The 24,552-nt window shown below is 73.4% G+C and carries 18 protein-coding genes, 1 pseudogene and 1 riboswitch; of the genes and pseudogenes, 5 read left to right on the forward strand and 14 right to left on the reverse strand.

Annotated features, from left to right (window positions below; translation table 11 throughout):
* Positions 1 to 104 precede the first annotated feature (104 nt).
* From ACT01A_RS07315 to ACT01A_RS07370, 12 genes and pseudogenes are all read right to left on the reverse strand, one after another.
* Positions 105 to 791 (reverse strand): annotated as a pseudogene (locus ACT01A_RS07315) (sirohydrochlorin chelatase); the annotation flags it as partial.
* Positions 785 to 1,513: an energy-coupling factor transporter transmembrane component T family protein gene (locus ACT01A_RS07320; protein WP_445151585.1), complete on the reverse strand. Its 729-nt coding sequence runs from the start codon at positions 1,511 to 1,513 to the stop codon at positions 785 to 787. The gene ACT01A_RS07320 and the pseudogene ACT01A_RS07315, both read right to left, overlap by 7 nt.
* Positions 1,510 to 2,247 (reverse strand): precorrin-2 C(20)-methyltransferase, encoded by a 738-nt coding sequence (gene cobI, locus ACT01A_RS07325; RefSeq protein WP_445151586.1) that lies wholly within the window; start codon positions 2,245 to 2,247, stop codon positions 1,510 to 1,512. Before cobI ends, ACT01A_RS07320 begins: the two co-directional genes overlap by 4 nt.
* Positions 2,244 to 3,614: a cobyrinate a,c-diamide synthase gene (locus ACT01A_RS07330; RefSeq protein WP_445151587.1), complete on the reverse strand. Its 1,371-nt coding sequence runs from the start codon at positions 3,612 to 3,614 to the stop codon at positions 2,244 to 2,246. The genes cobI and ACT01A_RS07330 overlap by 4 nt, the downstream gene beginning before the upstream one ends.
* On the reverse strand, positions 3,611 to 4,603 hold the full coding sequence (locus ACT01A_RS07335; RefSeq protein WP_445151588.1) for a hypothetical protein: 993 nt from the start codon (positions 4,601 to 4,603) through the stop codon (positions 3,611 to 3,613). Before ACT01A_RS07335 ends, ACT01A_RS07330 begins: the two co-directional genes overlap by 4 nt.
* A complete protein-coding gene (cobO, locus tag ACT01A_RS07340; RefSeq protein ID WP_445152806.1) occupies positions 4,600 to 5,187 on the reverse strand; it encodes a cob(I)yrinic acid a,c-diamide adenosyltransferase in 588 nt (195 codons plus the stop codon). The genes ACT01A_RS07335 and cobO overlap by 4 nt, the downstream gene beginning before the upstream one ends.
* 14 nt (positions 5,188 to 5,201) lie before the next feature.
* Positions 5,202 to 7,121: a VWA domain-containing protein gene (locus ACT01A_RS07345; RefSeq protein ID WP_445151589.1), complete on the reverse strand. Its 1,920-nt coding sequence runs from the start codon at positions 7,119 to 7,121 to the stop codon at positions 5,202 to 5,204.
* A 73-nt stretch (positions 7,122 to 7,194) separates the two neighbouring features.
* The gene (gene cobT / locus ACT01A_RS07350; protein WP_445151590.1) at positions 7,195 to 8,247 is read right to left on the reverse strand and encodes a nicotinate-nucleotide--dimethylbenzimidazole phosphoribosyltransferase; all 1,053 of its coding nucleotides are present in this window, start codon (positions 8,245 to 8,247) and stop codon (positions 7,195 to 7,197) included.
* Positions 8,244 to 11,861 carry a cobaltochelatase subunit CobN gene (gene cobN, locus ACT01A_RS07355; RefSeq protein ID WP_445151591.1) on the reverse strand — a complete coding sequence of 1,206 codons (3,618 nt, stop codon included), beginning with the start codon at positions 11,859 to 11,861 and terminating at the stop codon, positions 8,244 to 8,246. The genes cobT and cobN overlap by 4 nt, the downstream gene beginning before the upstream one ends.
* Positions 11,846 to 13,366, reverse strand: coding sequence for a cobyric acid synthase (locus ACT01A_RS07360; RefSeq protein ID WP_445151592.1), 1,521 nt, complete (start codon positions 13,364 to 13,366; stop codon positions 11,846 to 11,848). Before ACT01A_RS07360 ends, cobN begins: the two co-directional genes overlap by 16 nt.
* Positions 13,363 to 14,085 carry an adenosylcobinamide-GDP ribazoletransferase gene (locus ACT01A_RS07365; RefSeq protein WP_445151593.1) on the reverse strand — a complete coding sequence of 241 codons (723 nt, stop codon included), beginning with the start codon at positions 14,083 to 14,085 and terminating at the stop codon, positions 13,363 to 13,365. The genes ACT01A_RS07360 and ACT01A_RS07365 overlap by 4 nt, the downstream gene beginning before the upstream one ends.
* On the reverse strand, positions 14,082 to 14,705 hold the full coding sequence (locus ACT01A_RS07370; RefSeq protein WP_445151594.1) for a histidine phosphatase family protein: 624 nt from the start codon (positions 14,703 to 14,705) through the stop codon (positions 14,082 to 14,084). Before ACT01A_RS07370 ends, ACT01A_RS07365 begins: the two co-directional genes overlap by 4 nt.
* Before the next feature lie 74 nt (positions 14,706 to 14,779).
* A riboswitch (cobalamin riboswitch) is annotated at positions 14,780 to 14,941 on the reverse strand.
* A gap of 14 nt (positions 14,942 to 14,955) precedes the next feature.
* On the opposite strand from ACT01A_RS07370, the gene ACT01A_RS07375 reads away from it, so the two are divergent.
* Entirely contained in the window at positions 14,956 to 15,627 is a 672-nt protein-coding gene (locus tag ACT01A_RS07375; protein ID WP_445151595.1) for a histidine phosphatase family protein, read from the forward strand.
* 181 nt (positions 15,628 to 15,808) lie between these two features.
* Here the strand turns inward: ACT01A_RS07375 and ACT01A_RS07380 are convergent, their stop codons facing one another.
* Both ACT01A_RS07380 and ACT01A_RS07385 read right to left on the reverse strand, forming a co-directional pair.
* A complete protein-coding gene (locus ACT01A_RS07380) occupies positions 15,809 to 19,078 on the reverse strand; it encodes a PKD domain-containing protein (protein WP_445151596.1) in 3,270 nt (1,089 codons plus the stop codon).
* A gap of 92 nt (positions 19,079 to 19,170) precedes the next feature.
* Positions 19,171 to 20,703: an aldehyde dehydrogenase family protein gene (locus ACT01A_RS07385; protein WP_445151597.1), complete on the reverse strand. Its 1,533-nt coding sequence runs from the start codon at positions 20,701 to 20,703 to the stop codon at positions 19,171 to 19,173.
* Between the two features lie 21 nt (positions 20,704 to 20,724).
* On the opposite strand from ACT01A_RS07385, the gene ACT01A_RS07390 reads away from it, so the two are divergent.
* Genes ACT01A_RS07390 through ACT01A_RS07405 form a run of 4 tightly spaced genes read left to right on the forward strand, consistent with a single transcriptional unit; the run spans position 20,725 to position 24,537 of the window.
* Positions 20,725 to 21,468, forward strand: a complete 744-nt coding sequence (locus tag ACT01A_RS07390) for a FadR/GntR family transcriptional regulator (protein WP_445151598.1) — start codon at positions 20,725 to 20,727, stop codon at positions 21,466 to 21,468.
* A gap of 15 nt (positions 21,469 to 21,483) precedes the next feature.
* Complete coding sequence (locus tag ACT01A_RS07395) at positions 21,484 to 22,377, forward strand: dihydrodipicolinate synthase family protein (RefSeq protein ID WP_445151599.1); 894 nt, start codon at positions 21,484 to 21,486, stop codon at positions 22,375 to 22,377.
* Positions 22,378 to 22,381: 4 nt separating this feature from the next.
* Positions 22,382 to 23,386 (forward strand): proline racemase family protein, encoded by a 1,005-nt coding sequence (locus ACT01A_RS07400; RefSeq protein ID WP_445151600.1) that lies wholly within the window; start codon positions 22,382 to 22,384, stop codon positions 23,384 to 23,386.
* Entirely contained in the window at positions 23,383 to 24,537 is a 1,155-nt protein-coding gene (locus ACT01A_RS07405) for an NAD(P)/FAD-dependent oxidoreductase (protein ID WP_445151601.1), read from the forward strand. The genes ACT01A_RS07400 and ACT01A_RS07405 overlap by 4 nt, the downstream gene beginning before the upstream one ends.
* Positions 24,538 to 24,552 lie beyond the last annotated feature (15 nt).

Genomic DNA, 24,552 nt, shown 5'->3' on the forward strand with positions numbered 1-24,552 from the left:
CAGTTCATGCGCACGTCGCCTTGGAGCGCCTCGCGGTAGCGCTCCAGCACCAGCCGCGCGAGGCGGCGGTCCGGCCCGAGATGCGCGGCGGCGCGGACGTCCAGCTCCGGGTGCTCGTTGGCATAGGCCTCGGCCTTGGCGTACAACCGCGGGACCAACACCCCCGTGAACAGCAGAAACGGCGCGACGACGATCGTGCGCGCGCCGAGGCGCCGCAGCCGCTCCAGCGCGGCGGGGACGTCCGGCTGGGCGACGCCCGCGAACGCCGGCTCGACCATCCCGAGCCCGCGGCCGTCGGCGAGCAGGCGGGCCACCTTGTACAGGTCGCCGCACGCGTCGGGATCCGACGACCCGCGGCCGACGAGCACGACGCCGGTGGTCTGCGGATCGTGGCCGTCTGCTGGCAGCGCGGCGCGGATCCGGTCCTCGGCGACCGCCAGGACGGCCGGGTCGATCCCCAGGTCGCGCCCCATCGAGAACGCGACGCCCGGATGGCGGCCGCGAGCGCGCGCGAGCGTCGCGGGCCCGTCGTTCTTGAGGTGCCCGGCGGCGAGCAGGACGAGCGGAACCGAGACGACCGCCCGCGGCGCGGCGCGCGCGACGAGCCGGTCGACCGCCTCGTCGACCAGCGGCTCGGCCAGCTCGATGAAGCCCGTCTCGACCGGGATCTCGCCCGCGGCGTCGCGCACGAGCGACGCAAGCTGATGGAACTCCGCGAGGCCATCAGCGTCGCGGGTGCCGTGGCCGACGACGAGCAGCGCGGGTTGGGTGGCGACCGTGGTGCTCACCATCTCGCCCCGATCGTGGCGACCAGCACGGGCAGCGCGCCGAGCGCCGCGAAGGCAATGGCATTGGCACGCAGGACCGCCTCGCTGCCGACGCGCGGCATGCGGCCGTCCCAGCCGCGGGCGAGCATCGCACCGTGGACGCGCTCGCCGCGGTCCAGGCAGCGGACGGCGAGCGTGCCCGTCGACTGCGCGACCGCACGCGCCTGCCAGAACCACCGCGCGTCGTCGCCACGGGCGATCCGCGCGGTGTTGACCCGGCGCAGCTCGTCGAGGACGACTTGGAGGTAACGAACCGCGAGCGCGCCGATCGCCGTGAACGTCGCGGGCACGCGCAGCCGTTCTAGCCCGGCGACGATCTCCGCCGCGGGCGTCGTCGCGCTCAGCACGCCGGTCGCCAACACGACGAGCGTCGCCTTCGCGGCGATCGCGCCGGCCAGCGCCCAGCCTTCAGCGCCTGCGACGACCGGGAGCAGGACCACGAACAACAGGAACGGGATCTCGACGACCAACCGCACGAGCAACCCGCGCACCGGCACCCGCCCCCAAGCCGCGAAGACGGCGACGACGGCCAAGTCGACCGCAAACGGCCACCACGCACCGCGCGGCACGAACGCCACGCTCAGCGCGAAGACGATCAAGGCAAGCACCTTGACTTCGGGCGCGGCGTCATGCAGCGCCGTCCGGACTTCTGCGACAACCTGCTCGCCGTGCGCGGCGCCGCTCATCGCTCGAGCCGCCCTCCGCGCGGTGCTCCGTCGCGCGCGGGCGTGACCAGGACGGTGGAGAAGTACGACGCGGGGCCGTTCGTCGCGTGGGCGGCGGTGACGGACTCCTGGTCGAGCCCGAGGTGCGTGCCGACCGACGCCTCGTCCTCGCGACCAGCTTCGCGGACGACGTCGAGGAGGCGCGGCAACTCGCGGCCGCCCTTGTAGATGACGACGGTCTCAAACGCGCCCAGCGCCGCGCGGACGCGGTCCTCTCCTGCGGTCCAGGGGACGAGCGCGAGGCCGTCGGTGCCTTCGGCCAGCAGCGAGCCGGTGCGGGCGGCGAGGTCCTGCATCGCGGTGATGCCGGGGACGGTGCGAACGGTGACGTCCGGCACGAGCGCGCGGACGGTGTGCACGACGTAGGCGAAGGTGGAGTACAACGCCGGGTCGCCGAGGGTGGCGAAAGCGGCGGTGCCGCCGTCACGGACGACGTCGGTGATCGCCGCGCCCGCGGCGTCCCACTTGGCGTCGCGACCGCCCGCGTCGGTCATCGCGAAGCCGAGGCGGACCAGGCGCTCGGGCGCGACGTGCTCGGCGACCACGGTCTCCGCCCGACCCGCGCTGCCCGACGACGCCGCGGTCGCGGGGACGAACACGCGGTCGGCGTCACGCAGCTCGCGCACGGCCTTCAAGGTGAGGTGCTCGGGGTCGCCAGGACCGACGCCGACGCCGACCAGCGCACCGGCGGTCATGCGGCCACCCCCGCCGCCGCGGACACCAGGCGCGTCGCGACCTCCGGCGTCGCCGCCCAGTGCGTGTGCAGGTAGGACGCGTGCACGCCGCCGAGCACGAAGCCCTCGGAGCGCTCGCGTCCGCGCGCCCGCAGCGTCCAGGCGGGCGCGAGCTCATCCGCCGCCGGATCGACCGAGCTGTAGTGGAACTCGTGCCCGCGCGCCACGGTGCCGCGCGGCCAGGCCGGGTGGTCGGCGGCGGACTCGGCCTCGCGGTAGCCGAGCGTCAGCTTCTCCCCCATCCACGCACGCGCCGGGACGACGTCGCACATCGGGCGGCCGTCCAGCTCGGTCGACAGGTACAACAACCCGCCGCACTCGGCGACGATCGGACGGCCCCGGCGCGCGAACGCGGCGACCTCGGCGCGCAGCGCCCAGTTCTCCGACAGCTCAGCGCCGAAGACCTCCGGGAAGCCGCCCGCGAGCAGGAGCGCCCCGCAGCGCGGCGGCAGCTCCTCGTCGGCCAACGGATCGAAGGACACCAGCTCGGCACCGGCCGCGGCCAGCAGCTCGTGGTTCTCGGCGTAGTGGAAGGAGAACGCCGGGCCGCCCGCGACCGCGATGCGGGCCTCGGCAAGCGCCGCGCCATCCTCGGTCGACGGCTCCGGCGACCACGCCTCCACGCTGTCCAGCGCGGGCGCGCTGCGCGCCAGCGCGACCAAGGCCTCCAGGTCGACCCCAGCGCGCATGGTCTCCGCCAGCCCGTCGAGCATCCGGCGCGCGTGCGGCTCGCGCTCGACCGCCGGCACCAGGCCGAGATGGCGCTCGGGCACGCTGAGCGCGGCGTCTCGGCGGAGGACACCAAGAACCGGGACGCCGGTCGGCGCGATCGCCTCGCGCAAGAGCTCCTCGTGCCAGTCGCTCGCCACGCGGTTCAGCACGACGCCGCCGAGCTTCAGCTCCGGGTCGAACGTCGCGAAGCCGTGGACGATCGCGGCCACCGACCGCGCCATCGCGCTCGCGTCGACCACCAGCACGACGGGGGCCTGGAGCAGCTTGGCGACCTGCGCCGTCGACGCCAGCTCGCCGCCGCCCGACGCGCCGTCGAAGAGCCCCATGACGCCCTCGACGATCGCGAGGTCCGCGCCGGCCGAGCCGTGGACGGCCAGCGGCGCGATCAGCTCGGGCCCCGACATGTAGGCGTCGAGGTTGCGTCCCGGACGGCCGGTCGCCAGGCGATGGTACGAGGGGTCGATGAAGTCAGGGCCGACCTTGAACGGTGCGACCGCGTGGCCGGCGCGGGTCAGCGCGGCCATCAAGCCGGAGGCGACGGTCGTCTTGCCTGCACCCGAGTGGGTCCCGGCGATGACGAGCCGGCCAGCGGTCATCGCCACGCCTCCGACGAGGACGACGACGGCGAGACGAGCGCGAACGGCCCGTCCCACACCGGCGCGCGGACGACCAGGCGCTCGTGCAACCGCACCGCGCCCGACGGCGCGACGCCCGGCCCGGCGACGACCGCAGGGACGGGGTCGCCGTGGTGCTGACCGGTCTCGACGCAGGTCGCGTGGTCGGAGGTGACGGCGATCGCCGCGCCATAGGCCGCCGCTGCGCGGGCGAGCGGGCCGATGACGTCGGTGTCGGCCGCCTCGAGCATCGCGCGCTTGCCGAGGCGATCGCGATGATGAGCGGCCTCGTCGGCGCCACCGACGTGAACGACAACGGTGTGCGCACCCTCGCGCAGGGCATGCAGCGCGGCGCCGGCCTTGGCGGCGAGGTCGCTGCCGACGTCGCCGGTCGCGCCCTTCGGGTTGATGACCGTCGCCCCGAGCAAGCGGCCACAGCCCGACGCCGCGCCCGGGGCGGCGATGAGGACCGCGCCCGGCTCCAGCGCGCCGTCCAGACCGGCGCCGTCCTCCCAGATGTAGGTGTCGAGCGCGGCGACCGACGCGATCTGCGGCCGCTCGATCCCGACGGCCAGAAAGCGATGGCCCTTGAGATGCTGGACCGCGTGGTCGGGCAGCGCGCTAGACAGCTCCGGCGCGAGCAGCAGCGCCTCGGCGGTGACCGCGCGGCGGCCGTCGGCGTGGTGCAGGTCGATTCGGTAGGCGTTCGCGCCGGCCGGGACGTCGATCCCCGCGGCCGCCGCCTCGATCAGCCCGCGGTCGACCGGCGCGCTCGGCGGTGCGCCGAGCAGCGTCGGGATCCCGACCTCCGAACCAGGTTGTAGGCCTTCAGGCGTGGTCGCGACGCGCGCGACGGCGCCGCGGTCGCAGAGGACGTCGAGCGCGGGCATGCGCGCCTCCTCCAGCGTCGACGGCCACGGCCAGACGGGCTCGGCGGCGCCGTCCAAGATGATGAGGATGCGCGGGGTCACCACTCGATCCCCTGCTGCGCGCGGATGCCCGCGTCCATCGGGTGCTTGACCTTGACGACCTCGGAGACGAGGTCGGCGGCCTCGATCAGCGCGGCGGGCGCGTCGCGACCGGTGACCACGACGTGCTGGAAGCCGGGACGATCGCGCAGCGTGGCAACCACATCGTCTTCCTCGATCCAGCCGTACTTGATGGGGTAGGTCAGCTCGTCGAGGAGCAAGAACTCGTAGCGCTCGGTGGCGATGCACTCCTTGACGTGCTCCCAGCCGAAGCGAGCCTTGTCGGCCGACTCCTCCAGGTCGCGCGAGATCCACGACCAGCCGTCGCCCATCTTCTCCCAGTCGATCCCGCCGAGCGCGGCGGCGGCCTTCGCCTCGCCGACCTTCCACTTGCCGGACTTCACGAACTGAAAGACGCCGCAGCGGTAGCCGCGCGCCCAGGAGCGCAGCAGCATGCCGAAGGCGGCGCTGGACTTGCCCTTGCCGTGGCCGGTGTTGACGATCAACAACGGCTTGTCGCGCGGCTTGCGGCGGATCGGGTCGGCGGAGCCCTGGTCGTCGGGCGTGTGCGTGGTGTCGGTCGGCATGTTGGTGCTCTCGGTCATGCGGCGAGGGCGCGCAGGCGGGTCGCGAGGGCAGAGCCGTCCGCGCGCGGGTCGAGGTCGATCGTGGTGCCGTCGGCGGCCGCTGCGATGCGCCGGGCGCCCCCGAGGCGGACGGGGCCCTGCTCGCCGTCGACCACCACAAGTTGGATGTCCTGCTTGCGCAGCCGGGCGGCGACGTCGATGGGGTCGCCGCCCGCGTTGGCGCGGCCGTCGGAGACGAGCACGACGACGGCGGCGCGGTCGGGCTCACGCAGACGCTCGCGGCGGACGACCTCCGCGGCGAGGGTTAGCCCGGAGGCAAGCGGCGTCCGGCCGCCCGTGGGCAGCGTGCGCAGCGCGGCGGCCGCGTGGTCGACGGCGCCGGTCGGCGGCAGCGGCAACTGGGCGCTTGCGCCGCGGAAGGTGACGAGCGCGACACGATCGCGGCGCTGGTAGGCGTCGCCGAGCAGCGCCAAGATGGTGCCCTTGACCAAGGCCATGCGCTTGCGCGCGCCCATCGATCCAGAGGCGTCGACGCAGAGGACGAGCAGGACGCCCTGCCGACCCTCGCGCTGGTGCGAGCGAAGGTGATGGGGTTGAACGGGCTCGCGCCGCGCGGCCAGGAGCGTCGGCAGGATCGCGACGTCGTCGGTGCCGTGACGCGCGCCGACGGCGACACCCACGCCCTTCGCGCGCGCCCGGCGGCCAGCGGCACCGCCGCCCTTCCGCCGCCGCAACTCGACGACGGGCGCGAGGGCGGAGGGATCGGGCTCGGCGTCGGAGGGACCGTCGGCGGCCGAGGGGCGTGAAGCCGAGTCGCTCGGCGCGGTGCTGGCGGGGGCGGGGGCGGAGTCTTCGCGCGAGGCGTCCTCGCTCGGCTCATCGGCCTCGGTGGAGGGGCCGTCGCTTGGCGGGTCGGGGTCGGGTTCGTCGTCGTCCTGGTCGGCGAGCGCGTCCTTGACGGTCTGCGGCGAGGGCGGTGGGGCGAGTGGGTCGCGGCGCAGGCGGTGGGTGAGCGCAAGGGTTGCGGCGTGCTCGACGTGCGCGTCCTCGACCTCTTCCGCTCCGTCGAGCGCGGCGAGGGCGAGGGCGGCGCGGGTGGTCGCGAGGTCGGCGCGGAGGCCGTCGACGCCGAGGCGCGCGCAGAGCGTGGTGATGCGGATGAGCTGGCGGTCGGGGAGGCGGACGCTCGGCAGGCGGTCGCAGGCGGCGAGCAGGCGGCCGGCGAGGTCGTGTTCCCCGGAGGCGAACTCCCCGACGAACGCGGCCGGGTCAGCGTCGAAGCGCAACCGCCTCCGCACGACCTCGGTGCGCAGCGCGGCGTCGCCGGGCGCGTGGACCTCGACGCCGAGGCCGAAGCGGTCCAGCAGCTGCGGACGCAGCTCGCCCTCCTCGGGGTTCATCGTGCCGACCAGCAGGAACCGCGCCGCGTGGCGAACGCCGTGGCCGTCGCGCTCGACCACGTTGACGCCGCTCGCGGCGACGTCGAGCAGGACGTCGACGGCGGCGTCCGGCAGCAGGTTGACCTCGTCGGCGTACAACACACCACGATGCGCGGCGGCGAGCAGACCTGGCTCGAAGACGGCCTGTCCCTCCTGGAGCGCGCGACGGACATCAAGAGCACCAACAACGCGCTCGATCGTCGCGCCCAGCGGCAACTCGACCATCGGCGCGTCGCGACGTTCCACCCCAACATGCTCGTCCTCGCACGGGCACGCCTCGCCTGGCGCAGCGCCATACGGGCACCCGCGCGCGACGTCCTGCGCGGGCAGCAGCGCCGCCAGCGCCCGCACCGCGGTCGTCTTCGCCGTCCCACGCTCCCCGCGCACCAGCACTCCGCCAAGCCCCGGATCGACGGCGCACAGCAGCAGCGCGGTCACCAGGTCGTCCTGGCCCACGATCGCGGTCAGGGGGAAACGCGGAGCGGCGGCGGTCACGCCGGCAGCACCTCCAGCGCGGGAACGAGCCGCCAGGCGAGTTCCCGCCGGTCGTGCGAGCGCTCAGCGCAAGTCACGACCCCGCGACCCCGGCTTCGGCGAACGTCGCCATCCCGTCGTGCAGGCGGCAGGCGGCGTTGACCAACAACAAGGCGGTCGCGGCGCCGGAGCCTTCGCCGAGGCGGAGGTCGAGCTCGACCAGCGGGCGCAGACCGAGCCGAGACAACAGGTGCTCGTGCGCGGGCTCGACGCTGCGGTGCCCCGCGAGCAGGCGCGGCTTCAGCTCGGGTGCGAGCTCGGCGGCGACCGCGATCGCCGCGGTCGCGATGACGCCGTCGCAGATCAGGCCGAGGCCGTGCTCGCCGGCGCCGAGGGCGAGGCCGGTCAGGACGGCGAGCTCGCCGCCGCCGAGGCGGCGCAGCGCTTCGAGGGGATCACCGGCGATCGCGGAGCGGTGAAGGTCGAGCGCGCGGGCGATGACCTCGCGCTTGCGCTGAAGACCAGAGTCGTCGACGCCCGTCCCGCGCCCGACGACCGCATCGGCCTCCAACCCGCACAGCGCGGCCGTGAGGCACGCGGCGGGCGTCGTGTTCCCGATGCCCATCTCCCCCGCGATCAGCAGGTCGACGCCATCGCTCGCCGCGGCCGCCGCCAGCTGGCGCCCCGCGCGGAGCGCGCTGCGGACCTCGTCGTCGGCCAGCGCCGGCTCGAGGGCGAGGTTGCGCGACGGCGCCGGAAGTCCTACGTCAACCGAAGCGACGCCCTCCGGCGGCGCGATCACGCCCGCGTCGACCAGCACGACGTCGGCGCCCGCGTGCTCGGCCAGCACCGTGATCGCCGCCCAGCCCGCGCCGAACGCGCCGAGCATCTGGCCGGTGACCTCCTGCGGGAACGCGCTGACGCCCTCGTCGACCACCCCGTGATCGGCGGCGGCGATCACGACGCGCGTCCGCGGGATGCCCGGCCGCGCACGGCCCGTGACACCCGCGACCCAGGCCGCGACCTCCTCCAACCGCCCGAGCGAGCCCGGCGGCTTGAGCAGCTGGCCCTGGCGCTCCTGCGCGGCGTCGCGCGCGGCGACGTCGAGCGACCGCATCGCCGGGATCGAGATGGTGGTGTTGCTCATGCCGGGTCTCCCGCTTCCTCGAGTTGTGCTTCAACGTCCAGCAGCTCGTCGCGCAACGCGTCGAGCGTTCCGGACTCCGGCGCCGCCCACAGCCCGCGCTCGGCGGCCTCCAGCAGTCGCTCGGCCATCGCGTGCAGCGCCCACGGGTTCGACTTCTTCAAGAACGCGTTGATATCCGCGTCGCGGATGTACTTGTCGCTGATCGCCTCGTACATCCAGTCGTCGACGACGCCCGTGGTCGCGTCGTAGCCGAAGAGGTAGTCGACGGTCGCCGCCAGCTCGAACGCGCCCTTGTAGCCGTGGCGCGCCATCGCGCCGATCCAGCGCGGGTTGGTCACGCGGGCGCGGAAGACGCGCCGCGCCTCCTCGGCCAGCGACAGCGCGCGCACGCGTGCCGGGTCGGCGCTGTCGCCGATCCACGCCTTCGGGTCGCGGCCGCTCAGCGCGCGCACGGCGGCGACCATGCCGCCGTGGTACTGGAAGTAGCCGTCGGAGTCGAAGAGGTCGTGCTCGCGGTTGTCCACGTTCTTGACCGCGACCTCGATCCGCGCGAACGAGTCCCGAACCGCGCCGCGTGCCTCGACGCCATCCAGGCCGGCCCCGTACGCGTAGCCGCCCCACGCCTCGTAGACGGCCGCCAGGTCGGCGTCGTCGCGCCAGTTGCGCGCGTCGATCAACTCCAACAAGCCCGCGCCATACGCGCCCGGCGCGCTGCCGAACACGCGAGCGGACGACCGCCGCCACGCGCCGCGCTCGCCGAGCTCGTCCGCGAGCCGCTCCGCATCGGCGCGTACGTGCTTGCGGACGTAGTTGTCGTCGTCGCTCTCGTCCAGCGCCGCGACGGTCGTCACGGCGTCGTCGATCAAGGACACCAAGTGCGGGAAGGCGTCGCGGAAGAAGCCAGAGATGCGGACCACCACGTCGATGCGCGGGCGGCCGAGATCCTCCAAGGCCACCACCTCGATGCCCGTCACCCGCCGCGTATCCGGGTTCCACACCGGCCGCACGCCGAGCAAGTGCAGGATCTCGGCGACGTCGTCGCCGTGCGTGCGCATCGCGGCCGTGCCCCAGACGACGATCCCGACCGTCTCGGGGTGGCGGTCGTCTTCTGCGACATGTCGCTCCAGCAGCGCGTCGCCGAGCCGGACGCCGACGTCCCACGACAGCTGCGACGGCAAGGCCTTCGGGTCGACCCCGTAGAAGTTGCGCCCGGTCGGCAGGACGTCGACGCGCCCGCGCGTCGGCGAGCCGGAGGGGCCGGCGTCGACGTAGCGACCGTCGAGCGCGCGGAGCACCGCGTCCATCTCGCCGGCCGACGCGAGCAGGCGCGGCACCAGGTCGGCGGCGGCGAAGCGGAGGGCAGTGAGGACGTCCGGCGCGTCGGTGTCGAGGACGTTCGCAGCGACCTCGGGGATCGCCTCGACGTCCCACGCGCGAGCCGAGAGGGCGTCCAACACCATGTCCTGCGCGGCGTCCAGCGCGTCGAGCGCCACGCGATCGCCGGCCTCGATCAACGCCAGTTCATCAACATCGCGAGCGCGGCCGATCGCGCGCCGCAGCGCCGGCACGTCCGCGTTGGGCAGGCGCATGATCGCCGCGACGAGGTTCCGGAGGGCTTCACCGGACGGAGCAAGGCCCAGCACATGCAGCCCGTCGCGCACCTGTAGGTCCTTGACCTCGCACAAGTAGGTGTCGAGGTGCTCGATGACCGTGTCGATCTCGCCCGCGTGGTCCTCGGTCAGCGACAGGTCGTGGTGGAGGTTGGCGGCGTTGATGGCCTCCCAGATCCGCGCGCCCAGCGCCGGCAGCTTGGACGGGTCCAGCGCCTCCATCCGCGCGTACTCGTCGAGCAGGTCCTCCAGGTCGGCCAGCTCGTCGTGCGTGCCCGCGCGCGCCATCGGCGGGATCAGGTGGTCGACGATCGTCGCGTGCATGCGGCGCTTGGCCTGCACGCCCTCGCCGGGGTCGTTGACCACGAACGGGTAGACGGTCGGCAGCGAGCCGATGGCCGCCTCCGGCGCGCAGGCCGCGCTCAACCCCACCGCCTTGCCCGGCAGCCACTCCAGCGTGCCGTGCTTGCCGAGGTGCACGAGCGCGTGGGCGCCCCACACGCGCTCCAGCCACCAGTACGAAGCAAGGTAATGGTGTGAGGGCGCCAGCTCGGGGTCGTGGTAGATCGCGCTCGGATCCTCGCCGTAGCCCCGCGGCGGCTGGATCGCGATGAAGACGCCGCCGAGGTCGAGGCCGGCGAGGACGAGCTCGTCACCGTCGCGCCACTGCGTGCCGGGCGGCGGGCCCCAGGTGTCGATGATGGAGGCCTTGAGCGACTCCGGCAGCTCGTTGAACCACGCCTCGTACTGCGCGACCGGGAGCCGCGCGTGGGCGGCGGCGAGCTGCGCGTCGGTCAGGTGGTCGGGGTCGTAGCCGCCGGCCGCGATCAACCCGTGGATCAACGCGTCGCCGTCCTCGGCAATGGCATCGACCTGGTAGCCCGCGTCGCGCATGGCCTCCAACAACGCGACGCCTGAGGCCGGCGTGTCGAGCCCGACCGCGTTGCCGATCCGGCCGTGCTTGGTCGGGAACGCGGAGAGCATCACCACCACCTTGCGTTGCGCGGGCGGCGTGGTCTGGAGCTTCGCGGTCCGGACGGTGAGCGACGCGACGTGCGCGCAGCGCTCGGGATCTGCGGCGTAGAGGCTGACGCCCTCGAACTCCGCGTGTGGCTCCTTGAAGGACACCACGCCGCCGAGCAGGCGCCCGTCGAACTCCGGGATCGCGACCTGCATCGCCACGTCCATCGGGCTGAGGCCGGCGGGCGACTCCTCCCAGGCGGCGCGCGAGCGCGTGACGCAGACGGCCTGGACCACCGGGACGCCGAGCGCGGCGAGCGCGTCGGCGCGCCACGCGCCTTCATCGGCGGCGGTCGAGCCGCCGCTGGCCAGGACGGTGACGATCAAGGCGTCGACGTCGAGGCCTTCAAGAACTTCGACGCGTCCGTCGGCGTCGGGGCGCAGCGTGTGGGTCCAGACGCATTCCGGGCGACCGCCGGCCTCGGCCACGGCGCGAGCCAGCTCGTCGACGAAGGCGGTGTTCCCGGCGGCGAGGTGGGAGCGGTAGAAGACGATGCCGACCCGTGGGCCGTCCTCTGGAGCCTGGACGTCGAGCGGTGCGTAGCCACCGTGCTCCTCCAGCGCTTCTGGGTCCTCGAAGCCGTAGCCCTCCAACAAGAACGTGTCGGCGAGGAAGCGGAGCAGGTTGGTGGCGTTGCTCACGCCACCGTGGCGGAGGTACTCGAACGCCTGCGCGAGCGCGCCCGCTGGCGCCTCGCTGAGCTCCGCCAATTCGGCGTCGGGCTGAGGCTCGCCGCCCAACAGGATGAGCGCGAAGCCGTCCTCCTTCGCGCGCCGTCGAAGGGTGTCGACGCCGTCCTCCCACGCACGACGGCCGCCGAGCAGGCGCACGACGACGATGCGCGCGCCGTCGAGGATCGGGTCCAGGTCGTCCAGCGCGGCCGGGTTCGCGACCCGAACCTCCGGGAAGCCGTCGGGCAGGTCGGCGAGCGCGCGCGTGACGGCAAGCAGGTCGGTATCGGCGTGGCTCAGGACGCGGAGCACGCGGTCCTCCGGAGATCGAGGGTGGGAAGGCCTTCAGGAACGCCCGCGGCCAGAAGCGCGTCGAGGACGTCGCGGTCGACGTGCTCGTCGATGAGGTCCCCGAGGACGTCGAGGCGGCGCTCGCGGACGTCGGCGAACGGGACATCGCCGGGGCGCCAGTCGCGTCCGCGCTCGCCCGCGACCCACGCCAGCAGCGCCCGGCGGAAGCCGTCGCCTTCGAGCAGGCCGTGCCAGGACGTCCCAATGACGTTGCCTTGCACGCAGCCCTCGCCGTCGAGCAGCGACTGAGCGCCCGCATCGGGTCGTGGGTCGCCATGGCGGATCTCATAGCCGGTCGCGGCGGCGCCGCCTGCCCACACGGAGCGGCCGGCCACGCGGCGCAACAGCTTCTCGGGCGCGAAGACCGTCTCGACCGGGAGCAATCCAAGGCCATCGACAACGCCGGCGCGCGACTCGACCTCGTCCTCGATCCGGCGCCCGAGCAGCTGGTAACCGCCGCAGATGCCGAGGATCGGGCCGCCCGCGGCTGCCCGGCGAGCCAGGGCCTCATCCAGGCCATCGCGACGCAGGCGCTCCAGGTCGGCGACCGTCGCCTTGGTGCCGGGGATGACCACCAGGTCGGCGCGTTCGACGTCGACCGGCGAGCGCGTGAAGCGCACGCCGACGCCGGGCTCGGCGGCCAGCGCGTCGACGTCGGTGAAGTTGGACATCCAGCGCAGGCGGACGACGGCGACGTCGAGCGTGTCGCGCCCGACCGGCGGTGCCGGAGCAAGTGCGGGTGCTTCGAGCGCGAGCGAGTCCTCCGCATCGAGCCACAGGCCCTCGCGCCACGGCAGCACGCCGATCGCGCGGCGGCCCGTGAGGTCGTGGAGCATGTCGAGACCGGGCGCGAGCACGCTGCTGTCGCCGCGGAACTTGTTGATGAGGAACGCCGCGATGTGGCGCTGGTCCTCGGCGTCGAGCACCGCGAGCGTGCCGACCAGCGAGGCGAAGACGCCGCCGCGGTCGATGTCGCCGACCAGCAGGACGGGCAGGTCCGCGGCGCGTGCCAGCCCCATGTTCGCCAGGTCGCGAGCGCGGAGGTTGATCTCGGCCGGCGAGCCGGCGCCCTCACAGATCACCGCGTCGAAGCGCTCCCGCAGCGTGTCGAGCGCGGCGAGCGTCGGCGCTTCGAGCTTGGCCTTCAGCGCCTGGTAAGAGCGCGCGGTCGCGTCGGCGAACGGCTTGCCCATCAACAAGACCTGCGAGGACGTGTCCCCCGCGGGCTTGATCAACACGGGGTTCATCGCCGCCTCGGGCTCGATCCCGCACGCGGCGGCCTGCATCGCCTGCGCGCGGCCGATCTCCGCGCCGGACGCGGTGACCGCCGAGTTGTTGGCCATGTTCTGGGCCTTGAACGGGGCGACGGAGATGTCGCGCCGCGCGAGCGAGCGGCAGATGCCGGCGGTGACCAGCGACTTGCCGGCATCCGACGCGGTGCCGCAGACCAGGAGCGCGCCGGTCATGACCACGCTCCCGAGAGCGCGACCAGGGCGGAGATCTCCACCAGCTTGCCCGTCGCGCCGAGCGTGTCGCCGGTGCGGCCGCCGAAGGCGCGGTGCTGGATGGCGAGGGCGGCGAGGAGCGCGACGGGGGCAGCAGCCAGCGCGACCGCGCCGCCGAGCGCGACCGTCGCGGCAGCCGCGACGACGACGGCGGCGAGCGCGACGAGCGGCGCGACATCAAGCGAGCGGCCGAGCCCCTCGGAAGCGCGCGCGTTCGGCAGCGCCGCCGCGGCGACGACCATCGCGGCACGCGAGAGCACGTGCGCGGCGACCAGCGCGCGCGCCGCGTGCTCGGCGTCGAGCGTGGCGAGCGACAACGCGGCCAGCAGCAGCGCGCACGCCATCGCCAGCGCGCCGTGCGCGCCGACGGCCGAGTCCTTCATCGCCGCCAGCCGCCGCTCCAGCGTGCCGTGGACACCGAGGCCGTCGGCCGTGTCCGCCAGGCCGTCCTCGTGCAGGCCGCGCGTGACGACGATCGCGAAGACGATCGCCAGCGCGCCGCCGACCGCGGACGACAGCCCGGCGACGTCGGCGAGCAGGACGACGCCCGCCGCGCCCGCGCCGACCAAGGCCCCCACGAACGGGAACCACACCGCAGCACGAGACAGCCACGTCTCCCCGGAGGCGCTGCCGCCCGCTGGGATCACGGTGAGAAACGAGATCGCGACGCGCGCGCTCATCCCGGCACCGCCGCTTTGGGCGCCGGCCGCGGACGCGGGTCGCGGTAGAGCGCCGGCTCCCAGTTGATCCGGGCGACGCGCCAGCGGGTGCCGCGGCGGCGCAGCTCGGTGACGGAGATCGGCGCGATGTCGATCGTCCAGAAGGCCTCTTCGGGGACCTCGAGGCCGCAGACCACAGCAGCGCGGATGACCGACGGGTGCGTGACCGCGATGCGAACGCCGTCGCCGTCGAGGGCGTCGAGCCACGCACGGGTGCGGGCGAGCAGCGCGACGAGCGACTCGCCCCCGTGCGGCGCGGACGCGGGATCCGAGCGCCAGGTCAGCAGCGCGTCGGGCGAGGACGCCTCGACGTCGGCCAGCGCGCGCCCGCCCCAGGAGCCGAAGTCCCAGTCGGCGACGCCCGCGTCGAAGGCGGCCGTCTCCCCCAGTCCGAGCGCGTCGGCGGTCTCCCGCGTGCAGCGGGCGTCGCTGCGCAGGACCGCGCGCGCCTTGGGCAGGTGCGCGGCCAGGTCGCCGACGCGGCGCGCGGCACCTTCCAGCAGCGGGCCGTCGCCGCCGAACGCCGCGCGACGGGTGTCGGCCGTCGCCGCGTGGCAGATGAAGAGGACCCGGAGGCTCACGCCAGCCGGCGCGAAAGGGGTGCTGCGGGGTCGACCAACGGAGGAACCTCCCCGGGATTTCGCGTCCCGTCATCGTGGGGTGAAGTGCGATGGCCGGGTTAAGTTCCTGGCTTGCCGGAGTGCGTACATCAACATGTACGCCTCCGGTCACAGTGGCGCGACCGCGTCGGACTCTCACCGACTTCCCGCTCCATCGCAAAGACGGCGCGGACAGTACCACGCCCCGTCCGTCTGGCAAGGTGCAGAGCAGATGAGCGAGCCGAAGCGATACCCCCAGCGGGCATGGTCCCTCCCCGAGAACGCGACCGAGGTCCTCCTCGTCCGCCACGGCGCGTCGCAGGACGCGGTCCCCGGCGAGTCCTTCGAGATGATCGAGGGCCACGGCAACCCACCGCTGTCGGAGATCGGCCAGGAGCAGGCGCGGCTGGTCGGCGCGCGGCTGGCGCAGTCGCCGCCCGACACGCTGTTCACCACCATCTTGCAACGCACCGCGCAGACCGCGGCGCCGCTGATCGAGGCGACGGGCCTCCAGCCGACCGTGATCCCCGAGCTGGCGGAGGTCCGCCTCGGCGAGTGGGAAGGCGGCGAGATGCGCGTGCGGGCCGCCAACGGCGACCCGATCTTCGCCAAGGTCTTCGAGGAGCAGCGCTGGGACGTGATCCCCGGCGCCGAGGACATGGACGCGTTCGCCGACCGCGTCCGCGCCGGCCTGCTGCGCGTCGTGGCCGAGACCGGCCCGGGCCGCGTCGCCGCCGCGGTCGTCCACGGCGGCGTCATCGGCGAGCTGGCCCGGCAGGCCACGGGCGCGCCACGCCTGGCTTTCGTCCACGCCGAGAACACGTCGATCTCCCGGCTGGTGGTCTTCGGCGACGGCCGTTGGCTGCTGCGCAGCTTCAACGACAGCTCGCATTTGCAGCCCTAGATGGTTGATGCGAAATAGACCGTGGTCGTGATCGTGCGCACGGTGGATGCTGGGCGTCGCGCGATTCCGCAGCCGATCCTGGTTGGATCGGCAAGGGATCGCGTGGCGCCCAGCGCCGCCGGGCGTGCGAGCACGACCACGGGAATTCGCATCAACCATCGCGCAGCCGCCGCCGTCTCCCCTACTTCTTGGCGGCGGTGAGCTTCACCACCGTCTTGCTCTCCCGCGGGAGGCCGTTCTGGGTCACCTCGACGACGATCTTCGTCGCGCCGGCGGTGGGCTTGTAGTTCAGCGTGCCCTTGGCCTTGTTGGTGGTCTTGAGGACGCGGCGCGTCTTGCCGTCGGCGTTGGTCTCGACCAGCTTGATCGACTGGCCCTTGATCGCGCGCAGCGCCCAGGTCAGGCGCTTGCGCTTCTTGTCGTGCTTGACCTGGACCGACGGCTCGGGCAGCGCGTTGGCCGACCCCACCGACTTGATCGCGCGGCCGTCGAGCGACCGGATCTTCCAGGTGCCCGCGGCTGGGGCGATCACCAGCACGCTCGTCGTGCCGTCCTGCTTGTTGGGCACGACCATGAAGCGACCGCTCTTGGTGGCCTGGCTGTTGGCCTTGGAGGTGATCTTCTGGCCCTTGGGCCCGGTCACCGCGATGCGCGGCGCGCGGCCGGGCTTGCCCTTGGCGACGAGAACCACGGCGCGCTGGCCGCCGGAGACCGACACCTTCTTGGTGGCGTTGGCCGCCGCACTCGCGCTCGACGCCCGCGCCACGCGCAGCCCGCCGAAGTCGCAGGAGTCCAGGAAGACCGTCGGCCAGTCGTCGCCGTAGCGGTAGGAGAACCCGGGCTCGACCGAGCCGACGCCGTAGCTGAACTTGCCGCAGGCCGCGATGCCCTTGGAGGAGATCAGCAGCGAGCCGCCGAGCGACCCAATGCCCTTGATGCCGATCTCAGCGTGGCCGAGCAGCTCGAGGGCCAGCGGCGACCACCCCAAGTAGCCTGAGATCTCCGCCTTGGCGTAGGCCGGGCCGAGCGTCAACTCTGCCTCGATGCCGGCGTCGACCGACGTGTTGGTGATGTCCAGCCAGCCCCAGCCGAGGTCCTGGCCCATGATCTTGACCAGGCCTTCGAGGTGCAGGCCGTCGGTGCCGTTGAGGCGGATCGAGCCCTTGGCGTAGGCCAACGTCTGCTTGAACAGCGCCGGGTAGGACGTGATCTCGGCCTGGCCGCTCAGCTCCTCCTGGCCCTTGTCGAGACGCAGGGTCAGGTTGGAGGCCTTCAGGCGCAGGCCCGGCGTCAACGGGACGTCGTTGAAGTCCAGCCGTACGGCGCTGATGCGACCGGCGCGGACCGTCGCCTTGGCCTGCGCGCTCGGCAGCGCCTGCAACGTGCCGAACTTGACGTCGGCGATGCCGTCCCACTGGTCGTCGCCGGTGCGCTCCAGGCGGATCTGCGGCATCGTCACGACGCGGCCGAAGAACGACTGGACCGTCACGGACAACTTGCGCTGGGCACAGTCGGTGTTGGTGGTGTAGGCGCCGTTGGCCTCGGCCGTCCAGTTCAGCAGCAGCCGTGGGAACAGGCCCGAGACGTCGAAGTGGCCGGTGCCGTTGTCGTCCAACTTGAGCTTGCTCGCGCTGCGGGGCGACAGGCCGGCGAACGTCTTGTCGGACGCCAGCGTGAAGTCCAGCTCGGGGTTGTTGGTGAACGACGCGAGGTCTGGGCGCGACGTGCCGAGCGCCTCACCGCATGAGGCGACGGTGACTTGCGGGACGGTCCCCTCCTCCGGTGCGTTCAGACGGCCGTCCAGGAAGTCCTGCACCTGCGAGCTGTCGATCGTGAACAGGCGGCCGCCGGCGACATCGACCGCGACCTGCGCACCGGCGGGGGTGCCGCCGAGCGTGAAGCCGTTGACCGTGACACCGTTGGGCGCGACGCGGCGCTGGCCCTTGACGGTCAGGCAGCCATCGAGCGTGAGGCGCCCGACCTTCTCGATCCCGCAGCGAACCTCGTCGCGGACGTCGAAGTTCACCTTCAGCTCGGCGTGGTCGCCGTCAGCGTCGGTCACGCGCAGCTTGGCCGTGTAGGACCCGATCTTGGTGAAGATGTGCTGGATCGTGCGCGCCTCGCCGCTGTCGGCGTCGAACGTGCCGTCGTTGTCGAAGTCCCACTCGTGGTGGATGACATGGGCATTGGGATCGGTGTTCGCGGCCGCGGTAAACGTCGCGGGCTGGTTGAGGACCGGCGTGGCCGGGTCGATTGCAAACGCCGCTCCGGGCTTGCCGGCGGCGAGGACCGTGATCGTCTGCTCGCTGGTGGCGGTGGCGCCGCTGTTGTCCTTGACCTTGTGTCGGACCGTGTGCGCGCCAGCCGTCGTGAACGTCGTGTGCGCGACGCTGCCGGTGGCGTCGTCGTAGGCGCCGTCGCCGTCGAGGTCCCACTGCTCGGAGGCGATCGTGCCGTCCGGGTCGGTGGCGGTCGAGGTCAGCGTCGTGTCGCCGCCGGTGAACGGCTGAGCGGGGTTGTAGGTGAACGACGCGACCGGCGTCTTGTTGCCGGTGCCGCGCGCGATCATCCACGACAACTGCGTGACGGGCGGGTTGCCGACCGGCTTGCGGCCGGTGCCGTCGGGCTTGATCGTCTCTACGGTGGCGGAGCCGCCTGCGGTGGTGAACGCGATGCGGGTGCCGTCCGGCGACCACTGCGGCCAGTCGAGGTGGTCCTCGGTCAGCAGCGTGTGTCGGTCGCCGCCGTCCAGGTTCATGATGTCGATGCGGTCGTGGGCGTGGGTGCCGTCCTGGGCGGTGAAGGCGATCTTCGCCCCGTCCGGCGAGAGCGACGGCGCGTCCTCGTCGAGACCGGCGGTGGCGGTCAGCGGAGCGCCCGCGCCGGTCGTCGGGTTGACCGCGTAGAGGTCGCGCTGCGCGCCGGCGCCCGCGGCGGAGACGATGATCGCCGAGTTGTCGTGGGCCCACTCGATCCCGGCGGCGCCATTGAACGTGCCGCCGAGCTGGGCGCTGGACGCCGAGCCGTCGACCGGGACCGTGTAGAGGTGGTCTTCCTCGGTGTAGGCGATGGTCTTGCCGTCGGGCGAGAAGGCGATGTCGCGCACGGCGATCGACGCGGCGAGCTTGCGGATCCGGGTGCCGTCGACGTCGCCATAGGCGATGCCATTATCAGCGTCGGACCAGTAGGCAACGTGGATGCCATCCGGGCTGGAGCGCGCGACGCCGCGCTGCTCGCCGTTGGCCCAGAAGGACGGCTGCTGGTCGTTGGGCGCGACGAGCGGGTCGTAGAGCTCGTAGGAGCCGGACTCGCGGAGGTTGGCGAGCAGGTCGCCGTTGCCGCCGGGCGGCGTGGCGTGCGCCGCGGCGGGCGCAAGCAGGGCGGTCGCGGCGATGGCCGCCGCGAAGGCGGCGCGCCATGGGGCGAGGCGATGGGGAGAGCGAGTCAGCATGGCGCGGCAGCATGCGGCGCGCCGCGCGTTCGGGCATCAGGCGAACCCCCGGGAATGCTTCGGGGTGGGGTTGCCCGTACCTAGGTTTTGCGTCAGTCCTGCGTCAGCGCGCCGTCGACCCGGCGCCAGATGTTCATCGGGTTGCCGTCGCGGAGCTCGGGCGGCAGCAGCGCCTGCGGCGCGTCCTGGTAGGTGACCGGGCGCAGGAACCGGCGCAGCGCGGTCAGGCCGACGGAGGTCGACATCCCCGCGTCGGAGGCGGCCGGGTAGGGGCCGCCGTGGGTCATGCCCCAGGTGACGGCGACGCCGGTCGGGACGCCGTCGAAGACGATGCGGCCGGCGACGCGGGCGGCGGCGTCGAGGAGCGGCTGGAGATCTGGGTGGTCTTCCGGTTGTGCGTGGACCGTGGCGGAGAGCTGGCCGCCGGCGTGCAGCAGCGCGGTGGTCGCCTCGTCGAGCGAGGTGTAGGTCAAGACGATCGTGGCCGGGCCGAAGTGCTCCTCGCCGATCGGCGCGATCGTGCCGAGGTCGGCGGCGCGGGCGCGGTGGACGACCGGGCGGGCGTGGAAGCCGTTGTTGTCGTCGTCGCTCTCGGCCGGCGTGAGGCGCGTGACGCCGGCCTCGTCCAGCGACGCGAGGCCGGTGCGCAGGCCGTCGCGGATCGACTCGGCGAGCAGGACCTCGGGGTCGCGGGCCCCGAGCGCGTCGGCCAAGGCGGTGGTGAACGCCTCCCCCGCCGCGGTGTCGGGCACGAGCACGAGGCCCGGCTTGGTGCAGAGCTGGCCGCCGAAGGTCGCGACCGCGCCCGCCAGCGCGTCGACGATGGCGTCGGCGCGCGCGGCCAGCGCGGCCTCGGTGACGACCAGCGGGTTCAAGGACCCCATCTCGGCGTAGACGGGGATCGGCGTGGGCCGAGCGGCGGCGCGATCCATCAGCGCGCGGCCGCCGCGGTGCGAGCCGGTGAAGGCGACGGCGGCGATGTTGGGGTGGTCGACTAGCGCGCCGCCGACCTCGTGCGACGCGGCGAGGACGTGCTGGAAGGTGCCGGCCGGAAGGCCCGCGTCGGCGACGGCGGCGACGACCTCCTCAGCGACAAGGGACGACGTGCCCGGATGCGCTGGGTGGCCCTTGACGACGACCGGGCAGCCGGCGGCCAGCGCGGACGCGGTGTCGCCGCCCGCGGTGCTGAACGCCAGCGGGAAGTTGGAGGCGCCGAAGACCGCGACCGGGCCGAGCGGGCGGACCGTGCGGCGGACGTCGGGGCGCGGCGGCGTCGCGGACGGATCGGGCGAGTCGAGGATCGCGTCGAGGTGATCGCCGTTCTCGACCACGGTCGCGAACGCCTCGAGCTGGCCGGTGGTCCGCCCCAGCTCGCCGTTGAGCCGCACCGGCGGCAGGCCGGTCTCACGGCCGGCCAGCTCCACGATCTCCTCGCCGCGGGCGCGTAGGCGGGCGGCGGCGCCGCGGAGGAACGCGGCGCGCTTGGTCGGGTCCGCGAGCGCCGGATCCGCGGCGGCCTGCACGGCCAAGGCGACCGCGGCGTCGACGTCGGTCAGCGTCGCCTCGTCATAGGAGGCGAGCGCCTCACCGGTTCGTGGATCGACCGCCTTGAACGCCGTTGACATGAGAGCTACCCTACCACTGGTTTGACGATCGAACCTCTTCTCCGAACCAATTCTGCGGTCCGTCAGCGCTACGAGCAGATCGCCGAGCTGCTGCTGGCCGACCTGCGCCGCGGCGTGCTCCAGCCTGGCGAGCGCCTCCCCGGCGAGCGCCAGCTGGCCGAGCACTACGGCGTCGGCCGCGCGTCGGTGCGTGAGGCGCTCGCCGCCTTGGTCGTCCGCGGGCTCGTCCAGACGCGCCAGGGCGCGGGCTCGTACTTCGTCGCCGACGCGCTGGAGCGCGTGACGCTCGCGGCCGACGCGGCCGCGGGCGCCGGGCTCAGTCTCCCGGCCGACGCCGGGCCAGGCGCCGTCCTGGAGGCGCGGCGGATCCTGGAGCCGGAGATCGTCGCGCTCGCCGCGCGACGGGCGTCGTCGGATCCGGAGATCGACATGTTGTTGGAGATCATGGAGGACAACCAGGATCCCTCCGACCCCGAGCAGCGGCGCCGCTGGAGCGACGCCGACCGCCGCTTCCACCGCCAGTTCGCCGTCGCGACCGCCAACCCCGTGCTGTTGGCGATCGCAGACCATCTGGCCGACCTGATGGACCAGCCGCTGTGGCAGCAGCTGCGCGACGAGTCCATCGCCGTGCCGGGCCGCACCACGCTGCAGCTCGCCGAGCACCGGCTCATCGCCGCCACGGTCGCCGAGGGCGACGCCGACGCGGCCCGCCAGCACGCCATCCAGCACATCGACCGCGCGCGCCGCTACATGGCGCTCGACTGAGAGGACCGCCGAGTCATGGCCATTGAGTTCCCCGGGATCATCCCCGCCGCGATCACCCCCTTCACCGCCGACGACCAGGTTAATGTGGAGGCGTTGAAGACCAACCTGGAGGCCTTGTTCGAGGCCGGCGTCGGCGGCCTGGTCGCGACCGGCACGATGGGCGAGGCCGGGCAGCTGAGCGACGACGAGCGCCGGCTGGTGACCGCGACGCTGGTCGAGGCCGCGGACGGCCGCGTGCCGGTGATCGCGGGCGTGTCGGCGGGCTCGACGGCCGCGGTGCGCAAGAACGTGGCGATCGCCCGCGAGGCGGGCGCGTCGGCCGTCATGTGCCTGCCGCCCTACAACTACCCGGGCACGCTGCCGGAGTTGATCGCCTTCTACGCCGACGTCGCGCGCGACGGGCTGCCGATCATGCTCTACAACAACCCGGGCGCGTCGGGCGTGGACCTGGCGCCGAACGTGATCGGCGCGATCGCGGCGGCCGTCCCGGATGTGGTGGCGGTCAAGGAGTGCTCGGGCGACGCGCGGCGGATCGCGCAGCTCGTGATCGAGACCGACCTGGAGATCCTGGTCGGCGGCGACGACTGGGCGCTGGAGGGCTTCGCGACGGGCGCGACCGGCTGGGTGTCGGGGGTCGCCAACGTGGCGCCGACCGAGTGCGTGGCCTTGCAGCGTCACGTGGAAGCGGGCGACTTGGCCGAGGCGCGCAAGGTGTACGCGAAGCTGCTGCCGCTGGCGCGGCTGGACATGACCCCGCACTTGGTCCAGTACTTCAAGGGGTCGATGGACGCCGTCGGGCTGCGTGGCGGCGCGGTGCGCGGACCGCGACAGCCGCTGGACGCCGACCAGCAGGCGCTCCTGGACGCGGCGATGGCGGCGCTGCGCACCGACGCGCCGGTCGCCGCCTAGCGCGATGCGCGCCTCTCGCTACTTCGCGGCGGTCGACTCGCACACGGAGGGCATGCCGACGCGGGTGATCACCGGCGGCGTGCCGGCGCTGCCGGGGTCTTCCATGCTGGAACGCAAGCTGTGGTTCGAGGCGCACATGGACGACGTGCGGCTGTTGTTGATGCGCGAGCCGCGCGGGCACTCCGCGATGAGCGGAGCGATCTTGCAGCCGCCGACGCGGCCGGACGCCGACTGGGGCGTGTTGTTCATCGAGGTCTCAGGGTGTTTGCCGATGTGCGGGCACGGGACGATCGGCGTCGCGACGGTGCTCGTGGAGACCGGGATGGTGCCGGTAACCGAGCCGGAGACCGTGGTGCGGCTCGACACGCCCGCGGGGCTGGTTGTTGTCCGTGTTGCGGTAGAGGATGGGCGCGCGCGGTCGGTGACGCTGCGCAACGTGCCGGCGTTCGCGGAGTCGCTCGATCAGGTGGTCGAGGTGAATGGGTTGGGCACCATCCCCTACGACATGGCCTTCGGCGGCAACTTCTACGCGATCGTCGACGCGGCGGCCGCGGGCGTGGTCGTGGATCCGCGCGAGAACGACGCGTTGATCGCGGTCGGCGCGAGCATCATGGACGCGATCGACGCGGTCGCCCGGCCGGTGCACCCGGAGGACGCGCGGATCAGCGGCTGCCACCACGTGGTGCTGCACACGCCGGGACTTGATGGTGCTGATGCGCGGGCCGCGACGTCGATCCACCCCGGATGGCTGGATCGCTCGCCGTGCGGGACCGGGACGAGCGCGCGCTTGGCGCAGCTCCACGCGCGGGGCGAGCTGGGCGTCGGCGAGGACTTCGTCAACGAGTCGGTGCTCGGGACGCGCTTCACGGGGCGGATCGTGGAGGAGACGACGATCGCTGGCCGGCCCGCGATCGTGCCGGAGATCACCGGCCGGGCGTGGATCACCGGCATGGGCCAGTACCTGCTGGCCGATGACGATCCGTTCCCGGCGGGCTTCCGGCTCGGATGAGCGACAGCGGCGGGCCGCCGGACGTCGTCGTGGTCGGCGCCGGCATCGTCGGCTGTGCGACCGCCTGGGAGCTGGCGCGCCGCGGTGCGTCGGTGACGCTCGTCGATCGCGGCGAGGTGAGCGGCGGGACGACCGGCCTCGGCGAAGGCAATGTCCTCGTGTCGGACAAGGACAGCGGGCCGGAGCTCGACCTGGCGGTGCTGGGGCGCGCGATGTACGACGAGCTGGAGTCGCTCGGCGACGGCGCGGCCCGCGTGCGGCGCAAGGGCGCGCTGATCGTCCACCCCGACGCGGAGACCTGGGCGCTGGAGCCTGCGCGGGCGGAGCGTTTGCGCGCGGCCGGCGTCGAGTGCGAGCTGGTCGACGGCGCGGACGTGCGCGCGTTGGAACCCAACTTGACCGGCCCGCTGCACGGCGCGCTGCTCGTCGGAGGCGACCTGCAGTGCGACCCGCGCGGGCTCGCCCGGGCGCTGGCGCGCGAGGCGCAGGCGCTCGGCGCGCGCGTGCGGACGCAGACGGACGTGGCGCGCGTGCAAGGCAATGGCATCGTCTTGGCCGGCGGCGAGCGGATCGACGCGGACGCCGTCGTCCTCGCGGCCGGGCCGTGGTCGCGGTCGCTGGCCGAGGGCGCGGGCGTGGCGCTGCCTCTGGAGCCGCGCAAGGGGCAGCTGACGCGGTTGCGTCTCCCCCAGCCCGACGAGACCTGGCTGCGACACAAGGTCGTGGACGGCTCGTACCTCCTCTCGGTCACGAGCGCTGCGACCGGCGTCGAGGTCTCGACGGTCGTGGAGACGACGGCCGACGGCCACCTGATCGTCGGCTCCTCGCGGGAGCGCGTGGGCTTCGACGCGTCCGTGGACGAGGCGCTGGTGGAGCGGATGGTGGCTCGGGCGGCGCGGATCGCGCCCGGCGTCGCGGCGCTGAAGCGCGACGCGACCTGGGTCGGCTTCCGGCCGTGGCTGCCAGACCACCTGCCCGCGATCGGCGAAGCGTCGGCGGTGCCGGGCCTCTGGCTGGCGACCGGCCACGAGGGCGCCGGCGTCGTCCTGGGCCCGATCACCGGCCGTCTGATCGCCGACGCGCTCACGGGCACGCCGCCCGCGCTCGACCTCGCGCCGTTCTCGCCCGACCGCTTCGCCGACGGCGCCTAAGTCGCGCGGGCGCGG

This window comes from Baekduia sp. Peel2402, assembly GCF_052567285.1.

Excerpts from the sequence above, each read along its gene's own strand:
- ACT01A_RS07320 (WP_445151585.1), bottom strand. The coding sequence starts at position 1,513 with ATGAGCGGCGCCGCGCACGGCGAGCAGGTTGTCGCAGAAGTCCGGACG.
- cobI (WP_445151586.1), bottom strand. The coding sequence starts at position 2,247 with ATGACCGCCGGTGCGCTGGTCGGCGTCGGCGTCGGTCCTGGCGACCCC.
- ACT01A_RS07330 (WP_445151587.1), bottom strand. The coding sequence starts at position 3,614 with ATGACCGCTGGCCGGCTCGTCATCGCCGGGACCCACTCGGGTGCAGGC.
- cobO (WP_445152806.1), bottom strand. The coding sequence starts at position 5,187 with ATGCCGACCGACACCACGCACACGCCCGACGACCAGGGCTCCGCCGAC.
- cobT (WP_445151590.1), bottom strand. The coding sequence starts at position 8,247 with ATGAGCAACACCACCATCTCGATCCCGGCGATGCGGTCGCTCGACGTC.
- ACT01A_RS07360 (WP_445151592.1), bottom strand. The coding sequence starts at position 13,366 with ATGACCGGCGCGCTCCTGGTCTGCGGCACCGCGTCGGATGCCGGCAAG.
- ACT01A_RS07365 (WP_445151593.1), bottom strand. The coding sequence starts at position 14,085 with ATGAGCGCGCGCGTCGCGATCTCGTTTCTCACCGTGATCCCAGCGGGC.
- ACT01A_RS07375 (WP_445151595.1), top strand. The coding sequence starts at position 14,956 with ATGAGCGAGCCGAAGCGATACCCCCAGCGGGCATGGTCCCTCCCCGAG.
- ACT01A_RS07380 (WP_445151596.1), bottom strand. The coding sequence starts at position 19,078 with ATGCTGACTCGCTCTCCCCATCGCCTCGCCCCATGGCGCGCCGCCTTC.
- ACT01A_RS07385 (WP_445151597.1), bottom strand. The coding sequence starts at position 20,703 with ATGTCAACGGCGTTCAAGGCGGTCGATCCACGAACCGGTGAGGCGCTC.
- ACT01A_RS07395 (WP_445151599.1), top strand. The coding sequence starts at position 21,484 with ATGGCCATTGAGTTCCCCGGGATCATCCCCGCCGCGATCACCCCCTTC.
- ACT01A_RS07400 (WP_445151600.1), top strand. The coding sequence starts at position 22,382 with ATGCGCGCCTCTCGCTACTTCGCGGCGGTCGACTCGCACACGGAGGGC.
- ACT01A_RS07405 (WP_445151601.1), top strand. The coding sequence starts at position 23,383 with ATGAGCGACAGCGGCGGGCCGCCGGACGTCGTCGTGGTCGGCGCCGGC.